Raw genomic sequence first — 24,865 nt, forward strand, 5'->3', positions numbered from 1 at the left:
GTACCGCCGCAGGGCGGGTACGGGCCCGTCGTGTCCGGTCGCGCGGTTCCCCGCGCCCCTTCGGGACGCTGGTCAGTAGCCCTGGTTGTAAGGGTTCTGGTTGCCCTGCTGGCCGTAGTCCTGCGGGTACGGCTGGGCGTACGGCTGCTGCTGGGGGTGGCCGTAGTTCTGGTCGCCGTAGCCGGGGTTCTGGGGCTGCTGCCGGTACGGCTGCGGCTGCGGCTGCGAGTACGGCTGCGGCTGCTGCTGGTACGGCTGGTGCTGCGGGTCGATGCGGCGCAGCTGGGTGGTGGCGTCGTCCATGACGGGCGGGTGCGCCTGGTGGCCGGTCTCGGGGCGAGGGGCCGTCTGCGGCGGGTTCTTCTTGTTCTTGGAGCGGGCGCGCAGGAACTCGATGACGATCGGGACCACGGAGATCAGGACGATCAGGATGAGGATCGCCTCGATGTTCTCCTTCACGAAGTCGATGCCCCCGAGCCAGGAACCCAGCAGGGTCACCCCCGCGCCCCACAGGATGCCGCCGAGCACGTTGAAGGTCAGGAACGAGCGGTACCGCATGCCGCTGACGCCGGCGATGATCGGCGTGAAGGTGCGCACGATGGGCACGAAGCGGGCCAGGACCAGGGACTTCGGGCCGTACTTCTCGAAGAACTCGTGCGCCTTGGTGACGTTCTCCTGCTTGAACAGGCGCGAGTCCGGCCGGGTGAACAGGGCCGGGCCGACCTTCTTGCCGAACATGTAGCCGGCCTGGTCGCCGAGGATCGCGGCGAGGCAGATCAGCACGATCGCCGCCCACAGGGGGAAGTCGAGCTGGCCGGAGGTGATCAGCAGACCCGCGGTGAACAGCAGCGAGTCGCCGGGCAGGAAGAAGCCGATGAGCAGGCCGGACTCCGCGAAGACGATGAGGAGCAGGCCCCAGATGCCGAACGAGTCGAGGAGGTAGTTCGGATCCAGCCAGCTCGGGCCGAGGGCAAGCGTCGTCACGGTTCCGGGCTCCTGTGGGATGAAGGGGTACGGCGATCGGATACGGCCGAACAAAACTATCAACGCCTTGTGCCCACCCCAGGTTCCACGGGTGCCGTCAGGATGAACTGTGACCGCCCCCGGCACGAGCTGTGGACCGCCGGAATCACCCCGAGTGCCGGTCCGCGTTCGCGGCGATCGCGTCCCGCAGATAGACCGCGAGGCCGGGGCGGATCTTGTCGTACGTCGCGGTGAAGCGCGGGTCGGCGACGTACATCTCGCCGAGGCAGGTGTGCATCTCGTGGCCGCAGTCGTAGTACGAGCCGGAGATGAACCGGCGGTGCTCCTCCGCCGTGTCCATGGCCTCCTCGGAGTCGGCCGGGATGCCGTCGGCCATCAGGTCGGCCATGCGCCGGTGGATGGCGTCGAACTCGGCGGTGAGACGCTTGAAGTCGTCCTTGGTGCAGGCGGCGGTGCGCTGCCGGGACAGACGGTAGGCGTCCGTGTTCCCCCAGCGTTCGCGCACCTCGTCCTCGTACTGGTCCGGGTCGTGGTCCCCGAAGACCTCGAACTTCTCCTCGGGCGTGAGGTTGATGCCCATGCTGCGTGCCTCCATGGCGTGCTCCACGGCCGCCGCCATCTTGCGCAGCTTCTCGATCCGGGCGGTCAGCAGCTCGTGCTGGCGGCGCAGGTGCGCGCGCGGGTCCGCGTCCGGGTCGTCGAGCAGGACGGCGACCTCGTCGAGCGGGAAGCCGAGCTCCCGGTAGAACAGGATCTGCTGCAGCCGGTCGAGGTCGGCGTCGCTGTAGCGCCGGTGACCCACGTGGCTGCGCTCGCTCGGGGTGAGCAGGCCGACGTCGTCGTAGTGGTGCAGGGTGCGCACCGTCACTCCGGCGAAACCGGCGACCTGTCCCACGGAATAGCTCACTTCCGCTCCCTTCGTCTGACGCCCTCCACGCTGCCGCCTCACGTGGCGTGAGGTGCAAGCCCGGATGCAGGGCCGGACGCCCGGACCTACCGTCGGATCCATGCCACTGCACCACGGGCACCACCCGCCACGGGACGACGACGGCGACCGGCGCCGGCTCGCCGTGAACCCCTTCTACGGCGAGACGGACCCCGTCGGCGGCATGACCGAGGCCCCGCCCACGCACCGGCTCCCGGACACACCCCTGCCGCCCTCCACGGCGTACCGGCTGGTCCACGACGAACTGATGCTGGACGGCAACGCGCGGCTGAACCTGGCCACCTTCGTCACCACCTGGATGGAGCCGCAGGCCGGGGTGCTGATGAGCGAGTGCCGGGACAAGAACATGATCGACAAGGACGAGTATCCGCGCACCGCCGAGCTGGAGCGGCGCTGCGTGGCGATGCTCGCCCACCTGTGGCACGCGCCCGACCCGGCGGAGGCCGTGGGCTGCTCGACGACCGGGTCGAGCGAGGCGTGCATGCTGGCCGGGATGGCGCTGAAGCGGCGCTGGGCGCGCCGCAACGCCGACCGGTATCCGGGCACGGCCCGGCCCAATCTCGTCATGGGCGTGAACGTGCAGGTCTGCTGGGAGAAGTTCTGCAACTTCTGGGAGGTCGAGGCCCGGCAGGTGCCCATGGAGGGCGAGCGGTTCCATCTCGATCCGCAGGCGGCGGCCGAGCTGTGCGACGAGAACACCATCGGTGTCGTCGGCATCCTCGGTTCCACCTTCGACGGGTCCTACGAGCCGATCGCCGAGCTGTGCGCGGCCCTGGACGCCCTCCAGGAGCGGACGGGCCTGGACGTCCCGGTGCACGTCGACGGGGCGTCCGGCGGGATGGTCGCGCCCTTCCTGGACGAGGACCTGGTGTGGGACTTCCGGCTGCCCCGGGTGGCCTCGATCAACACCTCCGGGCACAAGTACGGCCTCGTCTACCCGGGCGTCGGCTGGGCGCTGTGGCGGGACACGGCGGCGCTGCCCGAGGAGCTGGTCTTCCGCGTCAACTACCTGGGCGGCGACATGCCGACCTTCGCGCTGAACTTCTCCCGGCCGGGCGCGCAGGTGGCCGCGCAGTACTACACCTTCCTGCGGCTGGGCCGCGAGGGCTACCGGGCGGTGCAGCAGGCCTCGCGCGACATCGCGCGCGGGATCGCCCTGCGGGTCGAGGCGCTCGGCGACTTCCGCCTGCTGACCCGGGGCGACCAGCTGCCCGTGTTCGCGTTCACGACGGCCGACGACGTGACGGCGTACGACGTCTTCGACGTCTCCCGGCGGCTGCGGGAGAGCGGCTGGCTGGTGCCGGCGTACACCTTCCCGCCGCACCGCGAGGACCTGACCGTGCTGCGGGTGGTGTGCCGCAACGGCTTCTCGGCCGATCTGGCCGATCTGCTCGTGGCGGACCTGGAGCGGCTGCTGCCGTCCTTGCGCCGGCAGCCGCACCCGCTCACGCACGACAGGGGCGCGGCGACCGGGTTCCACCACTGATCAGCCGGCGTCTCCCCGGTGGGGGCGCCCGGTCGCGTACGGGTTCTCCTGGCCCTCGGCCAGCACGCCGACGAACGGTTCGCCCTCACCGGCGAAGGTGTAGGCGCCGCCCCGGATGCGTTCGATGAGACCGCGGGTCCACTCGGCGCCGGTGTCGGCGGAGTGGACCCAGAAGTTCATGATCTCGCCGATGTGCCCCAGCCGGGCGGGACCCTCCTCGGGCGTGTAGTGCTCGGTGACGGAACCGCGCCACTCCTCGATCCTGCGCACCCGCTCCTGCAAGAGCGCCAGGGCCTCCTCGCGCGGGAGGTCGACCATGAAGCCGAGCGCCGCGGTGAGCACGTCGGGCCGCTGGTCGTAGGCGGTGAGGGACTCGCGGAGCAGCGTGAGGTACTCCTCGGTGCCCTGCTCGGTGACCTCGTACTCCACGCGCGGCGGTCCGCCCGCCGTGGACGGCGCGATCTCGTGCGCGATCAGCAGTCCCTGCTTGGCCATGTGCTTCAGGGCGTGGTAGATCGAGCCGGGCTTGGCGTTGGACCACTCGTGCGCGCCCCAGTACTCCAGGTCGTTGCGCACCTGGTAGCCGTGGGCCCGCCCGTGCTGACGGACGGCGCCGAGCACCAGGAGACGGATCGCCGACATGGGGTCCAGACTAGGCGGGGCCGCCCTGCTCCTGGGCCACCAGGTCCCACGCGGAGGCCCCGTCCAGCGACTCCCGGATGATGTCGGCGTGCCCGGCGTGCCGGGCGGTCTCGCGGATCAGGTGCAGGCACAGCCAGCGCATCGAGACCCGCTCGCCCGGCGGGAACCAGGGCTCGTCCGGCAGCGGGAAGGTGTCGTCGAGGCTGGGCACCGAGCGGATGAACGCCTCCGTCTCGGCGGCCACCTTCTCCCAGTACGCGAGCTGCGACTCGACCGTCTCGTCGCCGACCAGGACGAAGCACTCGTGCCAGTTCGACTCGTCCCGGCGGACGGCCGGCGGCTCCTGCCTGGCGCGGGCGATCCAGCCCTGCTCGACCTCCGCGACGTGCTTGAGAAGCCCGCTCAGGGACAGTTCGCCGGCGCTCGGCCTGCTCGCGGCCTGTTCCTCGGTCAGGCCGAGCAGCGCCCGGCGGATCCCGCCGCGCTGCTCGGCCAGGAAGGACAGCAGCGCCCCGCGCTCGTCGCCGGGTGCCTCGGCTCGCACGTGAGTGACCATGACCGGCCGCCTTTCGTCGGGATCGGGGGCTTTCCCCTGACACCGACGACGCTACGGGCCCTTGCGGTCAGCTTCTGTCCGCAAGGGCCCGACACGAGCGAGGAGCACTAGAACGGGAAGCCGCTCCTGCCGTGCTGCACGGAGATCCACTTCTGCGTGGTGAAGGCGTCCAGCATCGTCTCGCCGTTGAGGCGGCCGATGCCGGAGTGCTTCTCGCCGCCGAAGGGCACGATCGGCTCGTCGTGCACGGTGCCGTCGTTCACGTGGAACATGCCGGTGTCGATCCGCTTGGCGAACGCGACGCCCCGCTCCACGTCGGCCGTGTGCACGGCGCCGCTCAGGCCGTACGGGGTGTCGTTGACCAGGCGTACGGCCTCCTCCTCACCGTCGAACGGCACGAGGAAGGCGACCGGGCCGAAGACCTCCTGCCGCAGCAGAGCCGAGTCGGCGGGGAGGCCGGTCAGGACCGACGGCTCGACGAGGTTGTCGGTGGTCGTGCCGCGCACCAGGGCCGTCGCGCCCTCGGCGAGCGCCTGCTCGACGACGCCCGAGACGGCGTCCGCCTGCGAGGAGTTGATCACCGGGCCGATGACCGTCGACGGGTCGCGCGGGTCGCCGGCCTTGAGGGTCCTCACCTTGGCGACGAACTTCTCGGTGAACTCCTCGGCGATCGAACGGTCGACCAGGACCCGGTTGGCCGCCATGCAGACCTGGCCCTGGTGGACGTAGCGGCTGAAGACCGCGGCGTCGACCGCGTAGTCGACGTCGGCGTCGTCGAGGACCACCAGGGCGCTGTTGCCCCCGAGTTCGAGGACCGAGCGCTTGAAGTTCGCGGCGCACACGGTGGCGACGTGGCGGCCCACCTTGTCGGAGCCGGTGAAGGAGATCACCTTCGGGACCGGGTGCTCCAGGAAGGCGTCGCCGATCTCCGCTATGTCGGTCACCACGACGTTCAGCAGACCGCCCGGCAGGCCGGCGTCCTCGAAGATCTTCGCCACCAGGGTGCCGCCGACGACCGGCGTGTTCTGGTGGGGCTTGAGGACGACGCCGTTGCCGAGCGCGAGCGCCGGGGCGACCGACTTCAGGGAGAGGAGGAAGGGGAAGTTGAAGGGGCTGATGACGCCCACGACGCCGACCGGGACGCGGTAGACGCGGTTCTCCTTGCCGTCGACCGGGGACGGGATGATCCGGCCCTCGGGGCGCAGCGCCAGGTGGACCGACTCGCGCAGGAACTCCTTGGCGAGGTGCAGTTCGAAGGCGGCCTTCAGGTGGGTGCCGCCCAGCTCGGCGATGATCGCCTCGGTGATCTCCGCCTCGCGCTCCTCCACGAGCCGCAGGGCCTTCTCGAACACCGCGCGGCGGGCGTAGGGGTTGGTCGCCGCCCACTCCCTCTGGGCCCGCGCCGCGGCCTTGTACGCCGCGTCGACCTCGTCGACCGTGGCTATCGTGATCGAGGCCAGCTTCTCGTTGTCGTACGGGTTGAAGTCGATGATGTCCCAGGAACCGGTGCCCGGGCGCCACTCGCCGTCGATGTACTGCTGGGCGAGGTCGGTGAAGTACGACGACATGTGATCCCTCAATCCCCTAGCTGCCGTAGCAAGCCGCCTGATCGAGCGTCATCGTACTTGTGTTTCAGATGAGTTGGAGAAGTCCGCGCAGAAGGTCCCGGCTCTCGTCCGGCCCCGGACTGTCGTGCTGGAGCTCCTTCAGCGCCGTCTCGTACTGGGCGACGTCCTCGCGCTTGTCGAGGTACAGCGCGCTGGTGAGCTGCTCCAGGTACACGACGTCCGACAGGTCGGACTCCGGGAAGCTGAGGATCGTGAACGCGCCACTCTCGCCGGAGTGTCCGCCGAAGCTGAACGGCATGATCTGCAACCGCACATTGGGGTGCTCGGACATCTCGATCAGGTGCTGCAGCTGGCCGCGCATCACCTCCCGGTCCCCGTACGGGCGGCGCAGCGCGGCCTCGTCCAGGACGATGTGGAACTCCGGGGCGTTCTCGGCGACGAGGTACTTCTGCCGCTCCAGGCGCAGCGCCACCCGCCGCTCGACGTCCGCCTCGCTCGCGCCCTTCATGCCGCGCCGGACGACCGCGCGGGCGTAGTCCTCGGTCTGCAGCAGGCCGTGCACGAACTGCACCTCGTACACCCGGATCAGCGAGGCCGCGCCCTCCAGGCCCACATACGTGGGGAACCAGCTGGGCAGGACGTCGGAGTAACTGTGCCACCACCCCGCGACGTTGGCCTCCTTGGCGAGGGAGAGCAGGGAGACGCGCTCCTGCTCGTCCGTGATGCCGTACAGCGTCAGCAGGTCCTCGACGTCCCGTGTCTTGAAGCTCACCCGGCCCAGTTCCATCCGGCTGATCTTCGACTCCGAGGCGCGGATCGAGTACCCCGCCGCCTCGCGCGTGATCCCCCGCGCCTCACGCAGTCGCCTGAGTTGTGATCCGAGCAGCATGCGCCGCACCACCGATCCGGGCTCTCCCGCGCTCACGTTCGCCAGCCTCCCCAACCGTCTTCAGGAGCCGAAGTCTGCCACTAAAACACTCCGAGCTGTACTCGTCCGGTTACGGAAACGGAATCGGGCCAAGGGAAACGCGCAGGATCAGGCAGGCGCGGACCGCGCGCGGCCGCAGAGGAAGGAAGAAGAACACGCGAAGTTGGCGGAAAAATTGACCAACAAGCGGTACGGGCAGGTCCATTTCGGTCACGTGCACGTGCATCTGCCCTTGCATCTGCCGAACGCATCCGAAACCATGGTCCCGCACCACCGCGCCGCATCGCTACGACCGCGAACTCCCGGGAGTGCCTCGCATGGGGACGAATGGATCGACCATGCTCGAGCCGTTACGGCAGGGCCTTCCGCCACTCGACCCCGCGGCCGTGTCGAACGCCGCCTCCTGCGCCCTGCCGCCCCGGTACGAAGCGGTGCGCGAGGCCCGGCACTTCACCAGGAGAACCCTCGACGGCTGGGACCTGGGCGACCGCTTCGACGACGTGTGCCTGGTGGTCTCCGAACTCGTCACCAACGCCCTGCGTCACGCGCTGCCGGCGGACACCCCGCGGACCGACGAGCAGCACGGGCCGGTACGGCTGCACCTGATGCGCTGGACCGAGCGGCTGGTGTGCGCGGTGCGCGACCCCAGTCACGACAGCCCGGTGGCCCGCGAGACGGACGACTTCTCGGCGGAGTCCGGCCGGGGGCTGTTCCTCGTCGACTCCTTCAGCGACAGCTGGGGCTGGCAACCGCTCGCCGGCACGCTGGGCGGCAAGGTGGTCTGGGCCCTGTTCCGGCTCCGGCCGCCCGCCGAATGACGAACCGCGGCGCTTTCCCACGCCGCGGTTCTACGCGTGTCACGGACCCGCCCGTTCTGGACGCGGCGGCACGCCGACCGCCGATGGGGGCGGTCAGCTCGCTATCAGGTGGTCGAACTCGCCGTCCTTGACCCCCAGCAGCATCGCCTCGATCTCGGCGCGCGTGTAGACGAGCGCGGGGCCGTCGGGGAAGCGCGAGTTGCGCACCGCCACGTCTCCGCCGGGGAGCCGGGCGAACTCCACGCAGGACCCCTGCGAGTTGCTGTGCCGGCTCTTCTGCCAGGCCACGTCGTGCAGCTGCGTGGCGGCGATGCCGTTGTACACGCCGGACGCGTCGTCAACGTCGTACACGTCGTGGTCCACAGGTCGCTCCCCGGTGGTGCACTGGCTGGTGTGGCCATTGATGCAGCGGTCAACTGATCCGGATCATAACCCTGTTCACGTGCAGATGCATGAGCAAATGCACGTGCACGCGCGGTGGTCCTGCGGTTACAGCTTTGACGCCCGCTTACCGAAGCGCTTGCCCTCTTTGACGCCCGTTCGAAAGAAGTCGTTCCCGCATGTGCCCTGGGAACCTGTGAACATGCAACAACGAACATGCAACAACACCGGGGGCCCGCTCGAAGAAGCGGGCCCCCGGTGCCGGTGGTGCGAACGTGCCGTCGTGCGACGGGCGGGTCAGCGGCTGGAGTACGGCAGCAGCGCCATCTCCCGGGCGTTCTTGATCGCCACGGCCAGTTGCCGCTGCTGCTGGGAGGTCACCCGGGTGACGCGACGGCTGCGGATCTTGCCGCGGTCGGAGAGGAACTTCCGCAGCAGGTCGGTGTCCTTGTAGTCGATGTACGTCACTCCCGCCTGGTCCAGCGGATTGGGCCGGTGCTTGGCGGGCCCCCGGTCGCTCTTGCGGGGCATGTCGGTCAGACCTCCAGGAGGGTGTCGAAGGCGGGCGGCAACTGCTGCCAGGCGTCGCGCCCGGCGGCGTACTCGGCATCGGTGAGCAGGCAGGACTCCAGGAGCCGCTGGATCCCGTCGCGGTCGAGGCCGGGCGAGGTGAAGACGAGGTGCTGGCAGCGGTCTCCGTGCTCGGGATGCCAGTCCAGCGCGGCGGCGGCGCGGCGCACCGGCGGCACCATCTCCCAGGCCGCGTCCGGGAGCGAGGCGAGCCACGGCCCCGTGCTCTCCACGCACAGGGCCCCGCCCGCGGCGTCCCAGTGCAGCAGCGTGTCCGGGCGGTCGGCGAGCCAGAACCGGCCCCGGCTGCGGGCGGCGGCGCAGGTCAGGTCCTCCAGGGCCTCGTACAGCCGCTCCGGGTGGAAGGGACGGCGTCGGCGCCAGACGAAGGTGGCGACACCGTGCGCGTCGGCCTCCGCGGGCAGCAGGGCGCAGGCCGGGTGCTGGGCCGCCGCCGCGGCCTCCACGTCGAAACCGGCGAGGGCGGTCCGCGCGAGGCCCGTTCCCGCGCCCGCCGGGTCGCCGTGGCCGATCGGGACCCGGCGGGCCGTCGGATGCAGCTGGGCCAGCAGCTCGCGGTCCTCGTCGTCGGCCTCCGGGGAGTCGGCGACGGCGAGGACGGGGGCGTACTCCAGCTGCCGCGCGAAGGTGTCGGCGACGGTGCGCCGGTCGGTGGCCGCGGCGGCCAGGCCGCCCTCGGCGAGGTCGTCGCCGTTGCCGAGGTAGGGCAGGACCAGTGCCGGGTCGACGGCGGTGATCACGCCGGTGACGGTGAAGCCGCCGGCCGCGACGACCTCTGCCATCGCCTTGGGCTCGACGGAGTCCCACAGTTCGACGACCGCCAGCGGGGTGTCCCCGGCCCGCGCGAGCCGTTCCAGTTCGGGGACGAGGTCCTCGCGCAGGGCGCAGCACGCGCAGTCGTTGACCAGCGGCGCCTCGCCGGCGGAGCGGATGCCGGTGGCGTCCCGGACGGTCCGCACGACCGTGCCCGCGGCCGCCGTCGCCAGGTCGTGGTGGAGGACGACGCCGCCGGGCACCTCGGCCAGCAGCCGCGCCACGGCGGCCCTGCGGGCGTCGGCGTGCAGGCCCCCGACGATCACCACCGGCAGCGTCATGCCCGGCCCCGCTTCCCGTACCGGCGCTCGAAGCGCTCCACGCGGCCGGCGGTGTCCAGGACGCGGGCCGTACCGGTGTAGAAGGGGTGGCTGACGTTCGAGATCTCGACGTCGACGACCGGGTAGGTGTTGCCGTCCTCCCACTCGACGGTCCGCTCGCCGGTCATGGTCGAGCGGGTGAGGAAGGCGTGGTTCGCGGCGCGGTCACGGAAGACGACCGGGCCGTACTCCGGGTGGATTCCCTTGCGCATGGCGGTGGTTCAGCGCTCCTCTCGGAAGTCGACGTGACGGCCGACGACCGGGTCGTACTTGCGCAGGGTCAGTCGGTCCGGGTCGTTGCGGCGGTTCTTGCGGGTCACGTAGGTGAAGCCGGTCCCGGCGGTGGACCGGAGCTTGATGACCGGACGGAGTTCGTTGCGTGCCATGCTGCTATCTTACTGAAAATGAATTCCATTTACAGTCCAGGTTCGAGGAGAGGTACGTCACCGTGTCCGCCCACTGCATGCTGACCGGCGCCCGGCCCGGCTTCGGCAACCGCATCTCCCACTCCCACCGGCGGACCTCCCGCCGCTTCGACCCCAACATCCAGACCAAGCGCTACTGGCTGCCGAGCGAGGGCAGGCACGTGCGGCTGCGGCTGAGCGCCAAGGGGATCAGGACCGTCGACACGATCGGCGTCGAGGCGGCCGTGGCGCGCATCCGCGCCCGAGGGGTGAAGGTCTGATGGCGAAGAAGAGCAAGATCGCGAAGTACGAGCAGCGGCAGGAGACCGTCGCGCGGTACGCCGCACGGCGGGCCGAACTGAAGGAGGTCATCCGCCGGCCGTCCTCGACGGAGGCCGAACGGCTCGCCGCCCAGCGCGAGCTGCGCCGGCAGCCCCGGGACGCGAGCGCCACGCGCGTGCGCAACCGCGACCAGGTCGACGGGCGTCCGCGCGGCTACTACCGCGCCTTCGGGCTGTCGCGCGTGAGCCTGCGCGAACAGGCACACGCCGGGCATCTGCCGGGAGTCCGCAAGGCGTCCTGGTAGCTTGCGGCTGTCTCGGCCGACCCCGGCCGTCCGGCTACAGCTTGGGAGCTTCCGGTGACGTTGGTGACTGCGGAGAGTACGGCGAGTGCGGTTCGCACGGAGCGTGCCGGGAGCACGGCGGCCCCCTCGGGTGACCGGCGGGGTCCGCGCGGACGCTCGCGCCGCCGGGTCCGGGCCGTCGCGCTGGCCGTGGGGCTGGCGGGGGCGCTGACGCTGACCGCGTGCACCGACGGCGGTGACTCCGACGGTGGCGACTCCGGCAACGGCGACAAGTCCCCGGCGGCTCCCAGCGCCTCCGCGAGCGCGGAGACGGGCGGCGGCACCGGCGGATCGCCGACCGCCTCCCCCGGCGGCCTGGAGGGCAGCTGGCTGGCCACCACCGACGGCCGTGCCGTGGCGCTGGTGATCACCGGTGAGCAGGCCGCCCTCTTCGCCACGGGCGGGACCGTGTGCAGCGGCACCACGGACGGTGCCCGGGCGATCCGCCTCAAGTGCACCGACGGCAGCGACGACCGGGCGGCAGGGACCGTCGAGTCGGTCGGCAGGACGTCGCTGAAGGTGAACTGGAAGGGCGGCCTCGGCGAGGAGACCTACGCCAGGTCCGAGGGCGGGAAGCTGCCGTCCGGCCTGCCGACGGCCATGCTCTATTCCTGAGCCGCCCCGCCCCCTCTTCCCCAGGAACTCCCGCCATGCGCATCCTTCGGCCGATCGCCGTCACCGCCGCGGTCGCCGCGGCCCTCGCCCTGACCGCCTGCGACGACGGGGGCGGTGACGCCACCGACGACCGCCGGGGCGGCGCCTGCCGGATCGGCGCGGTGGACGTGCGGACCGCGGCGAGCCCGGCCCCGGCCGCCGGGGACACGGGCACCGTCGCCGTGACCGTCACCAACACCGGCTCGGCCTGCACGCTCGACGGCTTCCCCGCCGTCACCCTCACCGGCGGCGGCACCTCGGCGAGGGTCCTCCCGGACGAAGCCGCCACGGCGCAGCGGCTGACGCTGGACCGGGGCACGGCCGCCTCCTTCACCCTCACCTACGTGCGCGGCGAGACCGGCGACGCGGCGAGCCTCGCCGTGCGGTCGGCCGAGTTCGCCCTGCCCGGCGCCACCGCCACGCACCGCTTCACGTGGCCGTACGGCGATGTGGCGTCGAAGGACGGCGGGAGCGGGCCGGACGCCACGGTCGGCGCGTTCCAGCGGGCCGGCGACTGAGCCCACGGCGACGAGGAGCGGCGCTCGCCCGGGCCATCGTGCCCCTACGGCAGCGGGCGTCGGCGTCCGACCTGGGCGCGGTCGGCCGCGCGGGTGCCCTCCGTCCAGCCCGCCGCGTCGTCGACGCCGCGCAGGCGGGTCGTGGTCGTCTCCGGGAACATCCGCTCCAGGCGGTCGGTGACCGCGACGTCGCGGGAGGCGAGGACCGGGAGCAGGTCCGCGTCCGCGGCCCCGGTCTCGGCGGCGGTCCGCTCCGCGACGGCCCGCAGGCGGGTGCCGGCGCGGTGGGCGTACGCCGCCAGGAACGACTGGCGGAAGGTCTTGGTCCGCCTGCGCCCGCCGGCGCGCTGGGCGGCCTCCGCCTTCGTCATCGCGGTCTCGGCCTGCACCAGCAGCGAGGTGTAGAGCAGTTCGACCGCTTCCAGATCGGCCTCGAAGCCGACGACGGTGGAGAAGCCGAGGGCTTCGTTCCACACGGCCCGGCAGTGGTTGGCGTCGGCCACCGCGTCCAGCAGCACCGCCTTGGCCTGCTCGTAGGGCGGTTCCACGCCGATCCGGCAGGCGCCCGGGGCGTCGGGCGAGGGTGCGTGGGCCGACAGCAGCGCCTCGTCGATGCTGTGCCGGGCCATCAGCTCCTGCGCCTTGGCGCTGAGCGCCTCCGCCTCCTCCGGGTACCCGGTCGCCTCCGCCTTGGCGAGCAGGGCGCGGATGCGGGCGAGGGTGCGGGACTCTTGCCGGTGTTCCCGCCGGGGCTCGTCCAGCGGCTCCAGCGCGGGCAGGCGAAGCAGCAGGCGGTACAGCTGAAGCACGGCGGTGGCGTGCGAGAAGCGGTCGGTGCGCGGCGACGGTCCGTCCGGCAGGTCGTCGAGCTGCGCGGCCCAGCGGGGGCCGCGCGGACGGTCCTGCGCCGACTGGGCGCGGATCAGTTCCGCCGCCAGACGCAGGTGCACGTCGTCCAGCTCGCGCCGCACGATCCGTACGACGTCGGCGGGCTGCCAGCCGCGCCGCCAGGCCGTGGCCACGAACTCCTCCCCGCGCCGGGTCAGTTCGGCGTCCGCCGCCGGGTCGGCCGCGAGCAGGGACGCTCCCGTGTCGAGGCTCGCGTCGGTGGTGTCGTACAGGGCGGCCTCGAAGGCGCGGTCGACGGTGCTGGGCGTGCTCACCCGGCGATGGTGCCACGGTTCACCGGACCGTCTCACTTCCCGGAAATTCGGTCGATGCGGCGGGCCGCCGCCCCGGAGCATGGCGCCCATGGTGGACATGACTCTCTACACGGCGTTTCTCGTCGCAGCCTTCGCGCTGTGCATCACTCCGGGCCCCGACATGATGTTCATCGTCGCGGTGGGCGGACGGGGCGGACCGAGGGCGGGTGTGATGGCCGCGTTCGGGGTGGCCTGCGCGATGCTCGTGCACGCGGTCGCCGCCGCCCTCGGCCTGTCGGCGCTCTTCACGACGCTGCCCACGCTGTACCACGTGCTGCGCTGGGCGGGCGCGGCCTATCTGCTGTACCTGGCGGTGAAGGCGTTCCGGGACCGTTCGGTGCCAGGGGAGGAGAGCGCGGCGCCCGCCGGTGCGGGGATGCGGCGCGCCTTCTGGCAGGGCGCGATCACCAACCTGCTCAATCCCAAGGTGATCCTCTTCAACGTGGCGTTCCTGCCCCAGTTCGTCGACCCCTCCCTCGGTCACGTTCCCGGCCAGCTGATGCTGCTCGGCGGCACGCTCGTGGTGATGGGCTTCCTGTGGGACGGCTGCGTCGGGCTGCTGTCCGGGCGTCTGGCGAACCTGCTCAGGCGCAGCGCCCGGGTGAACCGCTGGCTGAACATCGTCTCGGGGACGGTCTTCACGGGCCTGGCGGTGCGGCTGGTGGTGGCTTCGCCGAAGTGACCCGCCCGCCTGGAATCCGACTGTCAACCAACGGTTGACGACAGGCGGGGCGCAACCTACGGTTGACACATGACGACGAATCCCGGCATCACGTCATCCGTACGCCTCGACGAACTCATCAACGCCATCAAGAAGGTGCACGTGGAGCCCCTCGAGCAGCTCCAGGACGCCGTCATCGCCGGCGAGCACCTCGGCGAAGTGGCCGACCACCTCATCGGCCACTTCGTCGACCAGGCCCGGCGCTCCGGCGCCTCCTGGACGGACATCGGCAAGAGCATGGGGGTCACCCGGCAGGCCGCGCAGAAGCGCTTCGTGCCGAAGGAGTCCGCCGCGCTCGACCCGAACGAGGGCTTCAACCGCTACACGCCGCGCGCCCGCAACGTGGTGATGGCCGCGCACAACGAGGCCAGGGCCGCACGCCACGCCGAAGGGCTGCCCGAACACCTCGTCCTCGGTCTGCTCGCCGAGCCCGACGGCCTCGCCGCCAAGGCGATCACCGACCAGGGCGTCACCCTCGACGCGGTCCGCGAGGCGGTGACCGCCGTGCTCCCGCCTGCCGCCGAGGAGGCCCCGGAGCTGGTGCCGTACGGCCCGGCGGCCAAGAAGGTCCTGGAGCTCACCTTCCGCGAGGCCCTTCGCCTCGGTCACAGCTACGTCGGCACCGAGCACATCCTGCTCGCCCTGCTGGAGCACGAGAACGGCGAGGGCGTCCTCAACGGCCTCGGCATCACCAAGGCGAGGACCGAGGAGTGGGTCGCCGAGGTGCTCTCACAGATCCGGCTCCAGCACCCGGGCGCAGAGCAGGAGGAGGACTGAGCCCATGTGACCGGGGCCGTTGTCAGACCCCCCTGTCACACTCGCAGCATGGCCGACCGGTGGGCGCTCGCCCTGGCCGAGGACGGTGGTGTGGACGTCGCCCCCCTCGGCCCCGACGGGCTGCCCGCCGGGCCGGTGCGCCGGGAGCCGGGCCTCGCCGAGGCCGTGCGCGGCCGGCCGGACGTCGCACGATGGGTGTGGCGCAACACCGCCGAGGTCTACCCGCGCCTGCTCGCCGCGGGGGTGCGAGTGGAGCGGTGCTACGACGTGGAGGACGCCGAGACCCTCCTGCTCGGCCACGAGGGCCGCTCGGGCGAACCCCGCTCGGCCGCCGCCGCCCTGGCCCGGCTGCGCGGTGGCCCCGTGCCGCCCGATCCGCCCCAGCGGTCCGCCGAGCCGGGCGCGCAGTCCCCGCTGTTCGAGCCGCAGGGCGTCCACGTGCCCCTGGAGGACCTCCTCGCCGTCTACGCCGAACAGCAGCGCCGGCACGACCGGTCCGCCCATCCCGACCGGATGCGGCTGCTGACGGCGGCCGAGTCGGCGGGGATGCTGGTGGCCGCCGAGATGAACCGCGCGGGGCTGCCCTGGCGCGCCGACGTGCACCGCGAGGTACTGCACGACCTGCTCGGCGAGCGGTACGCGGGCGGGGGCGAGCCGCGCCGCCTGGCGGAGCTGGCGGACGAGGTGTCCGCCGCGTTCGGGCGCCGGGTCCGGCCCGATCTGCCCGCGGACGTCGTCAAGGCGTTCGCGCAGGCCGGGATCAAGATCACCTCCACCCGCCGCTGGGAGATCGAGTCCGTCGACCATCCGGCCGTCAAGCCCCTCGTCGAGTACAAGAAGCTGTACCGGATCTGGGTCGCCCACGGCTGGTCCTGGCTGCAGGACTGGGTGCGCGACGGCCGCTTCCGCCCCGAGTTCCTGGCCGGCGGCACCGTCACCGGCCGGTGGGTGACCAATGGCGGGGGCGGACTGCAGATCCCCAAGGTGATCCGGCGGGCCGTCGTCGCCGACCCGGGCTGGCGGCTGGTCGTCGCCGACGCCGACCAGATGGAGCCGCGGGTGCTGGCGGCGATCTCCCGCGACCCCGGGCTGATGGAGGTGGCCGGCCGGGAGTCCGACCTGTACCAGTCGGTGTCCGACCGGGCCTTCTCCGGTGACCGCGCGCAGGCCAAGCTCGCCGTGCTGGGCGCGGTCTACGGCCAGACGTCGGGCGACGGCCTGAAGAACCTCGCCGCACTCCGGCGCCGCTTTCCCCGGGCGGTGGCCTACGTCGACGACGCGGCCCGCGCGGGCGAGGAGGGCCGGCTGGTGCGGACCTGGCTGGGGCGCACCTGCCCGCCGGCGGCCGGGTCGCGGGACGACGCGGGCGAAGAGGCCGGGATCCCGCAGGACGAGTCGCCGCAAGCCTCCGGGCCGCAGGAGTGGGTGCCCGGGTACGCGTCCACCGACGCCCGCGCCCGCGGCCGCTTCGCCCGCAACTTCGTCGTCCAGGGCAGCGCCGCCGACTGGGCCCTGCTGCTGCTCGCCGCGCTGCGCCGGTCCTGTGCGGGCATGGCGGCCGAGCTGGTCTTCTTCCAGCACGACGAGGTGATCGTGCACTGTCCGCAGGAGGAGGCCGAGGCGGTCGTCGCGGCCATCCGGGACGCGGCGGACCTGGCGGGACGGCTGACCTTCGGCCCGACGCCGGTGCGCTTTCCGTTCACGACGGCGGTGGTGGAGTGCTACGCGGACGCCAAGTGACCGGCGTCAGCCGGCACCGGCGGCCAGCAGCTCCCGCAACTCCGCCACCACCGCCTTCGCGTCCGTGCCGTCCAGCGCGTCGAGGGCCGCCCGCCACTGCTCGTACGCCTCCCGGTCGCGTCCGCGCTCCCGCAGCAGGAGCCCGTGCTGGTGGCGGGCGAGACCCCCGGTGTAGCGGTCGGCACGCGCGTCGGCGCGGCTCAGCAGCTCCGCGCACTCGCGGCCGGCGTGTTCGGTGCGGCCGAGCAGACGCAGGGCCCGGACCAGACCGAGCCGCGTCTGCGATTCGCCGTGCCAGTCGCCGTGGCCGCCCAGGATGCGCAGGCTCTTCTCGAAGTGCTCCGCGGCGGCGGCCGGTTCACCGAGGGACAGGTGGGCGTAGCCGATGTTGCAGTGGGCGGAGTGCTGCACGATCACGTTGCCGATCTCGTCGCCGATGGCGAGCGAACGCCGGTGCTGCTCGATGGCGGCCCGTGGATCGGAGTGCTCGTAGAGGTTGCCGAGGTGGCTGTAGGTGATCGCCTCGCCGTAGGGGTCGTCGAGCTGCCGCGAGTACTGGAGGCTCTGGCGCAGCGCGGCGCCCGACTCCTCGTGGCGGCCCAGCACTTCGAGGAGCAGGCCGCGGTTGTTGAGGCAGCGCCGGATCCGGGAGACGGTGCCGAGCCGCCGCCAGATCTCCAGCGAACGGTCGTTGAGGGCCAGCGCGTCGCTGTGCCGGCCGGTCAGGAAGTGCAGTCCGGCGAGGTCGCCCAGGGCGTACGCCTCGGCGGCCTCGTCGCCGAGCCGCCGCGCGAGGTCGAGCGCGACCCGGCCGAGCACCTCCATCTCGGCGACCCGGCCGCTGCGCTGCACGTACGGGAAGAGGATGCGGACGAGGACCGCGAGATGGCGCGTCCCCCGGTCGTCGGTCCCGGATCCGTACCGCTCCACGAGCGCGACGACGTTCCCCAGCTCCAGGTCGCCCCAGGCGAAGGCGTCCTCGGGGCGGGAGAAGGCCGGGACGGAGGCGACCTCCGCCGTGTGCTCGGCCGGCTGCGCGGCGGTGGGGCGGCGGCGGTCGTCCTGGTCGATGCCGGGTTCGACGATCGCGGTCAGGACGCGTTCGGCGACGGCGGCGTACCAGCGCAGGGCGGTTCCGACGGCGGCGGTGCCGTCCTCGCGCCGCGCGGCCTCGCGGGCGAACTCGCGCACCAGGTCGTGGGGTGCGTAGCGGCCGTAGGCGGTCTCCTCCAGCAGCGCCACGTCGACGAGGCGGTCGAGCGCGGCCTCGGCGCGGCGCTCGTCGGTGCCGAGGAGGCGGGCCAGCAGAGGAGCGCCGTACACGGGCAGGTCCAGGGCGCCGATACGGCGCAGCGCGAGGGCCGCGTCCCGGTCGGCCTCGCGGTCGGAGACGGAGAGCGCGTCGTGCGCCACGGCCAGGGAGCGGCGCACGCTCAGGTCGTCGTACTCCAGGTGGTTCAGCCTCCCCTCGGTGGCGGCCAGTTGGCCGGCGAGCACGTCCGGGGTGAGGGCGCCGCGGGCGGCGAGCCGGGCGGCCACGATGCGCAGGGCGAGCGGAAGGCGGCCGGTGAGTTCGACGAGGGGGTGGCCGGCGTCCAGCCCTTCGAGGCCGTCACGGCCCTCGCGGCCGTCGCGCCCGGAGACCGCGCGCAGCAGGGCCGCGCTCTCCTCTCCGGACAGGGGCGCGAGCGGGAAGCGGCCGGCTCCGTCGAGCGCGGTGAGCGGAGAACGGCTGGTGACGATCACCGCGCAGCCGGGGCCGGCCGGCAGCAGGGGACGTACCTGCGCGGCGCTCTCGGCGTCGTCCAGCACCAGGAGCGTGCGCGCCGGCGCGAGCAGCGAACGCAGCAACGCCGCGGCGGCGTCTGGGTGTTCGGGGATTCTCCGGGGATCGACGCCGAGGTCGCGGAGCAGGGCGGCCAGTGCCTGGGCGGGGGTCAGCGGGGCCATGCCCGGGGTGGCGCCGTGCAGGTTGACGTACAACTGCCCATCAGGGAAACGTTCCTTCAGCCCATGGGCCACGTGCAATGCGAGAGCGCTCTTGCCGACCCCGGCCATGCCGCTGATGACCGCGACGCGGGGGCACGACCCGCAGGTGAGGGTGCGGAACAGGTCCTCGCGCAGGGTCGCGCGGCCCGTGAAGTACGCCGGTGGAGGCGGCAGTTGGGCCGGACGTGGTGCCGCGGCGCCCTGCTCCCCGGGCGGGGCGGCCGGGGAAGGGGGCTGGGCGGGGGCCGGGTGAGCCGTCGGCAGGGCACCGGGAGGGTCGGCGTGGTGCGGGGCGGGACCGGCCGAGGCGGGGCCGTTGGAGGGGGAGCCGTGCGCGGTGGGGTCGCCGGAGGCGGAATGAGGCGCGCCGGGACCGCCCGAGGCGGGGTGATGCGCGGCAGAACCGCCCGAGGCGGAATGAGGCGCGCCGGGACCGCCCGAGGCAGAGTGATGCACGGCAGAACCGCCCGAGCCGGAGTCTCCCAAGGACGAGCCGCCCGGGGCGGAGTCATCCCGGGAGAGGCCGACCGCATCCGCGCCGGACGCGGCGGAACCACCCGTGCCGGCGCCGGACACGGCGGGCCCCCGTGCGGTCGCCGCCTCGCGCAGCACCTCCACGTGTGCTTCGCGCACCGCGGGGCCCGGTTCGATGCCGAGGTCCTCGACGAGGCGGGCGCGCAGGTCGCGGTGGACGGCCAGCGCCTCGGCCCGGCGGCCGGTGCGGTGCAGGGCCAGCATCAGCTGACGGTGATACGCCTCCCGCAGCGGATGGTCGGCGGCCAGCGCCGCCAACTCCGGTACGAGACCCTCCAGTCGCGCGCCGCCGAGGTCCAGCTCGGCGTCGTACCGCCACTCCAGGAGCAGCAGCCGCGTCTCCCGCAGTCGCTGCGCGAACGCGTACCCGCCCACGTCGGCCGGCAGCCCGGCGAGCGGCGCGCCACGCCACAGCGCCAGCGCCGCCGTGACCGCGCTGACGACCCGCGCCCGGTCCCCGCGCGCCTGCGCGGCACGCGCCTCGGCGGCGTGGGCCTCGAAGACGTGCACGTCCAACTCGCCCTCCTCGACCCGCAGGAGGTACCCGGACGGCACGGTCCGCAGCCGGTCGGGCTCGTCGAGCAGCCGCCGCAGCCGGGTGACATGGTTGTGCAGTGACGCGTGCGCGGACAGGGGCGGAGCGCCGCCCCACAGCGCCTCCTTGAGCGACTCGACGGACACCACCCGCCCCGCTTCCAGCAGCAGCGCGCCCAGCAGGGCCCGCGTCTTGGGGCCGGCGACGGCACGGGCGGCGGGTCCTACGGCTCCGTCACCGGAACCGGACAGGTCGTGGGCGTGGGAACCGGCGTCGCTCGGGGCGTCGTACAGGACCGGCGGCCCCAGCAGTCCGAAGCGCAGCCGGTACCGCATCACGCCGCTCCACAGCCTTCCTCACGGCGGTTCTCCACCACCTTCGCCACGACGACCCCCTAGGCCGAGAACCGTTGGCCATATGTTAGCGATTCGTTGGCAAGACCTGATGTGATCACAACATCGGATCTGGCCCGGGGGTGCGCGCGTAGAACGCGTTGCTCGGGGGAGTGTCGCCGCCGCGGCCGGATCCGGGGACGCACGAGGGCCCCGGTCGGCGGAGGTGAACGACCGGGGCCCTCGTCGGTCCCGCTCCCGGCCGCCGCTCGTCAGATGACGGGTGGCCGCCCCAGCCGCGTGAGCCGCCACACCGTGCGCCAGCGCATCGGCCGCCGCTCCCCCGCCGACTCCCACACCCCCTCCGCGAAGCCGCCGAACCAGGCCCGCAGCCCGCCGAACGACCGGTTCCGCGCCAGCGTGAGCAGCACCCACACGCCGAGGTGGACGGGGATGAGCGGCAACGGCAGCCGGCGACGGGCGAGCCACACCCGGTTGCGGGCGTTGACCCGGTAGTAGATGGCGTGCCGGGCGGGCGAGGTCTTCGGGTGCTGGAGCAGCAGTTCGGGCGCGTACAGGATCCGCCAGCCCGCGTCGGCCGCGCGCCAGGCCAGGTCGGTCTCCTCGTGCGCGAAGAAGAACTCGGCCGGCCAGTCGCCGATCTCGTCGAGCATCGCCGACCGGAGGGCGTGGCCACCGCCGAGGAACCCGGTGACGTACCCGCCCCGCATGGGGTCCGCGGAGCCGACCCGGGGCACGTGCCGCGGTTGGGTCTCGCCCCTCTCGTCGGCGATCCGGAAGCCGACGACGCCGAGCCGGTCGTCGGCGGCGAACAGGTCCCGGACCCGGCGCAGCACGTCGGCGTCGACGAGCAGCCCGTCGTCGTCCAGTTCCACGACGACGTCCACGTCGCCGAACTCCCGCAGCCGCGCGAGGGCCGCGTTCCGCCCGCCGGGGCAGCCGAGGTTCTCGTCGAGCTCGATCGGCGTGACCTCGCCGGGCAGTGAGAGCCGCGCGGCGAACTCCGGCAGCGGGCAGCCGTTGCCCACGATCACGATCCGTGCGGGCGGCACGTCCTGCTTGGCCACGGACTCCAGCAGGGCGTCGACCGCGGCGGGCCGGTTTCCCATGGTCACCACGGCCACGGCGATCCTCGGACCCTCGGCGGCCTCGACCATGCCCTCACCCTCTTCGCAACCGACGACAGCTGTGACGTTCGCGCGATGCTAGCCGTTCACGGCACGGCCGCGTGGTGTACGCCTCGCGGTCGAGGGGTGGAGTACTGGTTGACGTCGTGGCCGGACGACGGGACGGCCCCCGGCGGACGCGGAGCGGAACCAGTCACTCCGTCGCTTGCGGGCTCGGACACCCAGCCACCGACAGCCGAGATCGCTCACGCGGACCAGCGCACGGCACACCGGCCGCGCATCCCGCCGCGCTCGGGCAACAGAAAACCCCAGGTCATCGACTACCCGACCTGGGGTTTCCCGCTGAGCCGCCTTCGGGATTCGAACCCGAGACCTACGCATTACGAGTGCGTTGCTCTGGCCATCTGAGCTAAGGCGGCGCGCCGTCCGCACTATGGTGCGATCGGCAACGTCCGTAAGTCTACACAGTTTCCAGGGGTGCTTCGTACACGCCCCGGAGGCCGGGCCTCCGGGGCGGCGCCACGGCTACGAGCAGCGCTTTCCGGCCCCCGGCGCGGTGCCGCGCAGGAGGTAGGCGTTGATCGCGGAGTCGATGCAGCTGCTGCCGCGGTTGTAGGCGGTGTGGCCGTCGCCGTCGTAGGTCAGCAGGCGGCCGGAGGAGAGCTGACCGGCCAGCGACTCGGCCCAGCGGTACGGGGTGGCCGGGTCACGGGTGGTGCCGACCACGACGATCGGGGCCGCGCCGGCGGCAACGGTGCGGTGTGGCTCGCCCGTGGCCTGCACCGGCCAGTACGCGCAGTTCAGGGAGGACCAGGCGAGGCCCTCGCCGAAGACGGGGGACGCCTTGTGGAAGTCGGGGAGCGCCGCCCGCACGTCGTCCGGGGAGGAGAAGGCCGCGGGGAGGTCGAGGCAGTTCACGGCCGCGTTGGCGAACATCAGGTTGCTGTAGTCGCCGTCGGCCTCGCGCTCGTAGTAGTCGTCGGACAGGAACAGCAGTCCGGCGCCGTCGTTCTCCTTCATCGCCGAGGTCAGCGCCTCACGCAGCTGCGGCCAGCCGGCCTCGTCGTACATCGCCCTGATCACGCCGATGGTGGCCAGGGACTCGGTGAGCCGGCGGCCGTCCGCGTCGCCGGTGGGGATCGGCCGGGCGTCCAGCTTCTCGAAGAACGCCTTCAGGTTCTTGCCGACCTGGTCGGGTGACGTCCCCGGACCGCCGAGCGGACAGTCGGACTGCCGTACGCAGTCCTTGGCGAACGACTGGAACGCCGTCTCGAAGCCCGCCGTCTGCTCCAGGTTCAGCCGCCTGGCCGACAGCGCCGGGTCCATCGCGCCGTCCAGCACCAGCCGGCCCGCCCGGTGCGGGAACAGCCCGGCGTAGGTCGCGCCGAGGAACGTCCCGTAGGACGCCCCCACGTAGTTCAGCTTCTCGTCCCCCAGCACCTCCCGCAGGATGTCCATGTCCCTGGCCGCCTCGACGGTCGACACATGGCGCAGCAGCTTCGGCGCGTCCGCGCCGCAGCCCTCGGCGAACGCCTTGAAGGCGTCGACGAGCCCGTCCCTCTCCCGCTCGTCGTCCGGGGTGACGTCCGTCTCCGTGTACTCGTCCATCTCCCGCCCGTCGAGGCACTCCACCGGCTCGCTGCGGGCCACACCGCGCGGGTCGACCGCCACCATGTCGTAGCGGGCACGGACCTCCGCCGGATAGCCGACGCCCGCGAAGCTCTGGAGGTAGCCGATCGCCGAGCCGCCCGGTCCGCCCGGGTTCACCAGCAGCGAGCCCAGCCGCTCGCCCGGGCCGGTGGCCTTCTTTCGGGCCACGGCGAGCCGAACGTCCCCGCTGGCCGGCTTCGCGTAGTCGAGCGGCGCCCTCATCGTGGCGCACTGGAAACCGGGGACTCCGCAGTCTCGCCAGCTCAGCTTCTGTCCGTAGTACGGCGCCAGCGCGGCCGGGGTCTGCCGCGGCAGCGCGGCCAGGGATGTCGGCGACGACTCCGTGGGACCACCGCCCTCCACCGCCGAACGGGCGGACGTCGATGCGCCCCCGGACGAGCAGGCGGCGGCGAGCAGCGCGGCGGCGAGGAGAGTGGCTGCGGTACGGGTCCTGCGGTGAGTGCGCCTTGTGTGCATTCAGCGAGCGTAACTCTCCGCAATGACCCGCACGCTCTGCGTGGTCTGCGTGCCTCGTACGAGTTACGCCGTCAATCGCGTCCCGTGTCCGCCGTTCAGCCCGCTCTCAGCGCCATCGTCATGGCCTCCACCGCGAGCAGCGGCGCCACGTTGCGGTCGAGGGCGTCGCGGCAGGCGGCAATGGCCTCGATGCGGCGGAGGGTGGACTCCGGGGTGCTGCCGCGGGCGAGGCGCTCCAGGGTGTCCTCGGCGTCGGCGTTGGCGATCGCCACGCGGGAGCCGAGCTGGAGGGCGAGGACATCGCGGTAGAAGGCGGTGAGGTCGGTCAGGGCGAGATCCAGGCTGTCGCGCTGTGTGCGCGTCCTGCGGCGCTTCTGCATCTTCTCCAGGTCGTTCATCACGCCTGCCGTGCCGCGCGGCAGGCGACCGCCCTGGGCCGCGCCCAGCGCCGCCTTCAGCTCCTCGGTCTCCTTGGCGTCCATCTCCTCGGCGAGCTGCTTGGCGTCCCCCGACGCCGCGTCGACCAGTTCCTGGGCCGCCTTGAGCGCGCCGCCGACCTCCTCGACCCGCAGCGGCAGCTTGAGCACGGCGGCCCTGCGGTTGCGGGCGGCCGGGTCGGTGGCCAGCCGGCGGGCCCGGTCGACGTGGCCCTGGGTGGCGCGGGCCGCCGCGGCGGCGACGTCCGGCTCGATGCCCTCGCGGCGTACGAGCATGTCGGCGACGGCGTCGACCGAGGGCGTGCGCAGGTTCAGGTGGCGGCAGCGGGAGCGGATCGTGGGCAGCACGTCCTCGACGGAGGGGGCGCACAGCAGCCAGACCGTGCGGGGCGCGGGCTCCTCGACGGCCTTGAGGACGGCGTTGGCGGACCTCTCGTTCAGCCGCTCGGCGTCCTCGACGAGGATGACCTGCCAGCGGCCGTTCGCGGGTGAGGTGAACGACTTGCGGACGGTGTCGCGCATGTCCTCCGCGAGGATCTGCGTGCCGACGGCGGCGACCGTGCTGACGTCCGCGTGGGTGCCGACGAGCGCCGTGTGACAGCCGTCGCAGAAGCCGCAGCCGGGGGCGGCTCCGAGGGCGCGGTCGGGGCTCACGCACTGCAGCGCGGCGGCGAAGGCCCGCGCCGTCTGCGTCACGCCCGCGCCGGGTGGTCCGGTGAACAGCCAGGCGTGCGTCATCTTCGACGCCTCCGGCAGGGGGCCGTCGGCCGCGGCGGCGGTGACGAAGGCGTCGGCGTCCCGGGCGGCGGCGGCGAGCTGCTCGCTCACCTTCTCCTGCCCGACGAGGTCGTCCCACACGGTCATGGGTCACGCCGTCCTTCCGTCACGTTCCGCCTTGCGTCATCCGTCGCCCTCCATTGTGCGGGGGCCCACTGACAACCCGGCCCCGGTGGGGACGCGGGGCGGCGGCACCGGTGCCGGGGGGCGGGGGTTGTCCCCGGTTCCGCACACCGTTCGGGCCGGGACACCCGGGTCCCACGAGAGCGCACATCACCGGCACCAAGGCCGGACGACGCGAAGGCGCAGGAG

26 protein-coding genes and 1 tRNA gene are annotated in these 24,865 nt (G+C 72.6%); 9 read left to right on the forward strand and 18 right to left on the reverse strand.

The window, feature by feature from the left end:
• Positions 1 to 72: 72 nt before the first annotated feature.
• Both IE260_RS22705 and IE260_RS22710 read right to left on the reverse strand, forming a co-directional pair.
• The gene (locus IE260_RS22705) at positions 73 to 984 is read right to left on the reverse strand and encodes a DedA family protein (RefSeq protein WP_189874752.1); all 912 of its coding nucleotides are present in this window, start codon (positions 982 to 984) and stop codon (positions 73 to 75) included.
• A 145-nt stretch (positions 985 to 1,129) separates the two neighbouring features.
• Positions 1,130 to 1,891, reverse strand: coding sequence for a MerR family transcriptional regulator (locus IE260_RS22710; RefSeq protein WP_189874754.1), 762 nt, complete (start codon positions 1,889 to 1,891; stop codon positions 1,130 to 1,132).
• Between the two features lie 100 nt (positions 1,892 to 1,991).
• On the opposite strand from IE260_RS22710, the gene gad reads away from it, so the two are divergent.
• Positions 1,992 to 3,416: a glutamate decarboxylase gene (gene gad / locus IE260_RS22715; protein ID WP_189874756.1), complete on the forward strand. Its 1,425-nt coding sequence runs from the start codon at positions 1,992 to 1,994 to the stop codon at positions 3,414 to 3,416.
• On the opposite strand, the gene IE260_RS22720 is transcribed toward gad, so the two are convergent.
• The 5 genes from IE260_RS22720 to IE260_RS22740 all read right to left on the reverse strand — a co-directional run bounded on the left by IE260_RS22720 (position 3,417) and on the right by IE260_RS22740 (position 7,324).
• Complete coding sequence (locus tag IE260_RS22720) at positions 3,417 to 4,058, reverse strand: PadR family transcriptional regulator (RefSeq protein WP_189874758.1); 642 nt, start codon at positions 4,056 to 4,058, stop codon at positions 3,417 to 3,419. It lies immediately after the preceding gene.
• Positions 4,059 to 4,068: 10 nt separating this feature from the next.
• A complete protein-coding gene (locus tag IE260_RS22725; protein ID WP_189874760.1) occupies positions 4,069 to 4,614 on the reverse strand; it encodes a DinB family protein in 546 nt (181 codons plus the stop codon).
• Positions 4,615 to 4,721: 107 nt separating this feature from the next.
• Positions 4,722 to 6,182 carry an aldehyde dehydrogenase family protein gene (locus IE260_RS22730; protein WP_189874762.1) on the reverse strand — a complete coding sequence of 487 codons (1,461 nt, stop codon included), beginning with the start codon at positions 6,180 to 6,182 and terminating at the stop codon, positions 4,722 to 4,724.
• A 64-nt stretch (positions 6,183 to 6,246) separates the two neighbouring features.
• The gene (locus tag IE260_RS22735; RefSeq protein ID WP_506005117.1) at positions 6,247 to 7,083 is read right to left on the reverse strand and encodes a helix-turn-helix domain-containing protein; all 837 of its coding nucleotides are present in this window, start codon (positions 7,081 to 7,083) and stop codon (positions 6,247 to 6,249) included.
• A gap of 97 nt (positions 7,084 to 7,180) precedes the next feature.
• Positions 7,181 to 7,324, reverse strand: a complete 144-nt coding sequence (locus IE260_RS22740; RefSeq protein WP_229881087.1) for a hypothetical protein — start codon at positions 7,322 to 7,324, stop codon at positions 7,181 to 7,183.
• 124 nt (positions 7,325 to 7,448) lie between these two features.
• Here IE260_RS22740 and IE260_RS22745 point away from each other — a divergent pair, with 124 nt between their 5' ends.
• The gene (locus tag IE260_RS22745; RefSeq protein WP_229881089.1) at positions 7,449 to 7,928 is read left to right on the forward strand and encodes an ATP-binding protein; all 480 of its coding nucleotides are present in this window, start codon (positions 7,449 to 7,451) and stop codon (positions 7,926 to 7,928) included.
• 93 nt (positions 7,929 to 8,021) lie between these two features.
• Here IE260_RS22745 and IE260_RS22750 read toward each other — a convergent pair whose 3' ends face one another.
• The 5 genes from IE260_RS22750 to rpmG all read right to left on the reverse strand — a co-directional run bounded on the left by IE260_RS22750 (position 8,022) and on the right by rpmG (position 10,419).
• Complete coding sequence (locus IE260_RS22750; protein WP_188185330.1) at positions 8,022 to 8,291, reverse strand: DUF397 domain-containing protein; 270 nt, start codon at positions 8,289 to 8,291, stop codon at positions 8,022 to 8,024.
• Positions 8,292 to 8,606: 315 nt separating this feature from the next.
• Positions 8,607 to 8,840 (reverse strand): 30S ribosomal protein S18, encoded by a 234-nt coding sequence (gene rpsR / locus IE260_RS22755; RefSeq protein WP_189874768.1) that lies wholly within the window; start codon positions 8,838 to 8,840, stop codon positions 8,607 to 8,609.
• A 5-nt stretch (positions 8,841 to 8,845) separates the two neighbouring features.
• Positions 8,846 to 9,994, reverse strand: a complete 1,149-nt coding sequence (locus IE260_RS22760; protein WP_189874770.1) for a CobW family GTP-binding protein — start codon at positions 9,992 to 9,994, stop codon at positions 8,846 to 8,848.
• On the reverse strand, positions 9,991 to 10,245 hold the full coding sequence (locus IE260_RS22765) for a type B 50S ribosomal protein L31 (protein ID WP_189874772.1): 255 nt from the start codon (positions 10,243 to 10,245) through the stop codon (positions 9,991 to 9,993). Before IE260_RS22765 ends, IE260_RS22760 begins: the two co-directional genes overlap by 4 nt.
• Positions 10,246 to 10,254: 9 nt before the next feature.
• Positions 10,255 to 10,419 (reverse strand): 50S ribosomal protein L33, encoded by a 165-nt coding sequence (gene rpmG, locus IE260_RS22770; RefSeq protein ID WP_033321692.1) that lies wholly within the window; start codon positions 10,417 to 10,419, stop codon positions 10,255 to 10,257.
• Between the two features lie 62 nt (positions 10,420 to 10,481).
• Here rpmG and rpmB point away from each other — a divergent pair, with 62 nt between their 5' ends.
• From rpmB to IE260_RS22790, 4 genes are read left to right on the forward strand one after another with little or no spacing between them, the layout of a single operon-like run.
• Positions 10,482 to 10,718 (forward strand): 50S ribosomal protein L28, encoded by a 237-nt coding sequence (gene rpmB, locus IE260_RS22775; RefSeq protein WP_189874774.1) that lies wholly within the window; start codon positions 10,482 to 10,484, stop codon positions 10,716 to 10,718.
• Positions 10,718 to 11,023 (forward strand): 30S ribosomal protein S14, encoded by a 306-nt coding sequence (rpsN, locus tag IE260_RS22780; protein WP_189874776.1) that lies wholly within the window; start codon positions 10,718 to 10,720, stop codon positions 11,021 to 11,023. The genes rpmB and rpsN overlap by 1 nt, the downstream gene beginning before the upstream one ends.
• 54 nt (positions 11,024 to 11,077) lie before the next feature.
• Positions 11,078 to 11,677 (forward strand): hypothetical protein, encoded by a 600-nt coding sequence (locus IE260_RS22785; protein ID WP_229881092.1) that lies wholly within the window; start codon positions 11,078 to 11,080, stop codon positions 11,675 to 11,677.
• A gap of 35 nt (positions 11,678 to 11,712) precedes the next feature.
• On the forward strand, positions 11,713 to 12,234 hold the full coding sequence (locus tag IE260_RS22790) for a DUF4232 domain-containing protein (protein ID WP_189874778.1): 522 nt from the start codon (positions 11,713 to 11,715) through the stop codon (positions 12,232 to 12,234).
• Between the two features lie 44 nt (positions 12,235 to 12,278).
• On the opposite strand, the gene IE260_RS22795 is transcribed toward IE260_RS22790, so the two are convergent.
• Entirely contained in the window at positions 12,279 to 13,397 is a 1,119-nt protein-coding gene (locus IE260_RS22795; RefSeq protein ID WP_229881094.1) for a DUF2786 domain-containing protein, read from the reverse strand.
• 88 nt (positions 13,398 to 13,485) lie between these two features.
• Here IE260_RS22795 and IE260_RS22800 point away from each other — a divergent pair, with 88 nt between their 5' ends.
• From IE260_RS22800 to IE260_RS22810, 3 genes are all read left to right on the forward strand, one after another.
• Positions 13,486 to 14,118: a LysE family translocator gene (locus tag IE260_RS22800; protein ID WP_189874780.1), complete on the forward strand. Its 633-nt coding sequence runs from the start codon at positions 13,486 to 13,488 to the stop codon at positions 14,116 to 14,118.
• Positions 14,119 to 14,187: 69 nt separating this feature from the next.
• A complete protein-coding gene (locus tag IE260_RS22805; RefSeq protein WP_189874782.1) occupies positions 14,188 to 14,934 on the forward strand; it encodes a Clp protease N-terminal domain-containing protein in 747 nt (248 codons plus the stop codon).
• Positions 14,935 to 14,982: 48 nt separating this feature from the next.
• Positions 14,983 to 16,674 carry a bifunctional 3'-5' exonuclease/DNA polymerase gene (locus IE260_RS22810; RefSeq protein WP_189874784.1) on the forward strand — a complete coding sequence of 564 codons (1,692 nt, stop codon included), beginning with the start codon at positions 14,983 to 14,985 and terminating at the stop codon, positions 16,672 to 16,674.
• Positions 16,675 to 16,680: 6 nt separating this feature from the next.
• Here IE260_RS22810 and IE260_RS22815 read toward each other — a convergent pair whose 3' ends face one another.
• The 5 genes from IE260_RS22815 to IE260_RS22835 form a co-directional block, all read right to left on the reverse strand.
• Entirely contained in the window at positions 16,681 to 20,067 is a 3,387-nt protein-coding gene (locus IE260_RS22815) for an AfsR/SARP family transcriptional regulator (RefSeq protein ID WP_189874786.1), read from the reverse strand.
• Between the two features lie 269 nt (positions 20,068 to 20,336).
• Positions 20,337 to 21,242, reverse strand: a complete 906-nt coding sequence (locus IE260_RS22820) for a glycosyltransferase family 2 protein (RefSeq protein ID WP_189874788.1) — start codon at positions 21,240 to 21,242, stop codon at positions 20,337 to 20,339.
• A 315-nt stretch (positions 21,243 to 21,557) separates the two neighbouring features.
• Positions 21,558 to 21,631 (reverse strand) — tRNA-Thr (locus IE260_RS22825).
• A gap of 106 nt (positions 21,632 to 21,737) precedes the next feature.
• Entirely contained in the window at positions 21,738 to 23,339 is a 1,602-nt protein-coding gene (locus IE260_RS22830) for an alpha/beta hydrolase (protein WP_189874790.1), read from the reverse strand.
• Positions 23,340 to 23,434: 95 nt separating this feature from the next.
• Entirely contained in the window at positions 23,435 to 24,640 is a 1,206-nt protein-coding gene (locus IE260_RS22835) for a DNA polymerase III subunit delta' (protein ID WP_189874792.1), read from the reverse strand.
• Positions 24,641 to 24,865 lie beyond the last annotated feature (225 nt).

The organism is Streptomyces viridiviolaceus (assembly GCF_014650995.1).
Taxonomy (GTDB): domain Bacteria; phylum Actinomycetota; class Actinomycetes; order Streptomycetales; family Streptomycetaceae; genus Streptomyces; species Streptomyces viridiviolaceus.

Coding starts and splice junctions, on each gene's coding strand:
- gad (WP_189874756.1), top strand. CDS start 1,992: ATGCCACTGCACCACGGGCACCACCCGCCACGGGACGACGACGGCGAC.
- IE260_RS22720 (WP_189874758.1), bottom strand. CDS start 4,058: ATGTCGGCGATCCGTCTCCTGGTGCTCGGCGCCGTCCGTCAGCACGGG.
- IE260_RS22725 (WP_189874760.1), bottom strand. CDS start 4,614: ATGGTCACTCACGTGCGAGCCGAGGCACCCGGCGACGAGCGCGGGGCG.
- IE260_RS22730 (WP_189874762.1), bottom strand. CDS start 6,182: ATGTCGTCGTACTTCACCGACCTCGCCCAGCAGTACATCGACGGCGAG.
- IE260_RS22745 (WP_229881089.1), top strand. CDS start 7,449: ATGCTCGAGCCGTTACGGCAGGGCCTTCCGCCACTCGACCCCGCGGCC.
- rpsR (WP_189874768.1), bottom strand. CDS start 8,840: ATGCCCCGCAAGAGCGACCGGGGGCCCGCCAAGCACCGGCCCAATCCG.
- IE260_RS22760 (WP_189874770.1), bottom strand. CDS start 9,994: ATGACGCTGCCGGTGGTGATCGTCGGGGGCCTGCACGCCGACGCCCGC.
- IE260_RS22765 (WP_189874772.1), bottom strand. CDS start 10,245: ATGCGCAAGGGAATCCACCCGGAGTACGGCCCGGTCGTCTTCCGTGAC.
- rpmG (WP_033321692.1), bottom strand. CDS start 10,419: ATGGCACGCAACGAACTCCGTCCGGTCATCAAGCTCCGGTCCACCGCC.
- rpsN (WP_189874776.1), top strand. CDS start 10,718: ATGGCGAAGAAGAGCAAGATCGCGAAGTACGAGCAGCGGCAGGAGACC.
- IE260_RS22790 (WP_189874778.1), top strand. CDS start 11,713: ATGCGCATCCTTCGGCCGATCGCCGTCACCGCCGCGGTCGCCGCGGCC.
- IE260_RS22800 (WP_189874780.1), top strand. CDS start 13,486: ATGGTGGACATGACTCTCTACACGGCGTTTCTCGTCGCAGCCTTCGCG.
- IE260_RS22805 (WP_189874782.1), top strand. CDS start 14,188: ATGACGACGAATCCCGGCATCACGTCATCCGTACGCCTCGACGAACTC.
- IE260_RS22810 (WP_189874784.1), top strand. CDS start 14,983: ATGGCCGACCGGTGGGCGCTCGCCCTGGCCGAGGACGGTGGTGTGGAC.
- IE260_RS22815 (WP_189874786.1), bottom strand. CDS start 20,067: ATGCGGTACCGGCTGCGCTTCGGACTGCTGGGGCCGCCGGTCCTGTAC.
- IE260_RS22820 (WP_189874788.1), bottom strand. CDS start 21,242: ATGGTCGAGGCCGCCGAGGGTCCGAGGATCGCCGTGGCCGTGGTGACC.
- IE260_RS22830 (WP_189874790.1), bottom strand. CDS start 23,339: ATGCACACAAGGCGCACTCACCGCAGGACCCGTACCGCAGCCACTCTC.
- IE260_RS22835 (WP_189874792.1), bottom strand. CDS start 24,640: ATGACCGTGTGGGACGACCTCGTCGGGCAGGAGAAGGTGAGCGAGCAG.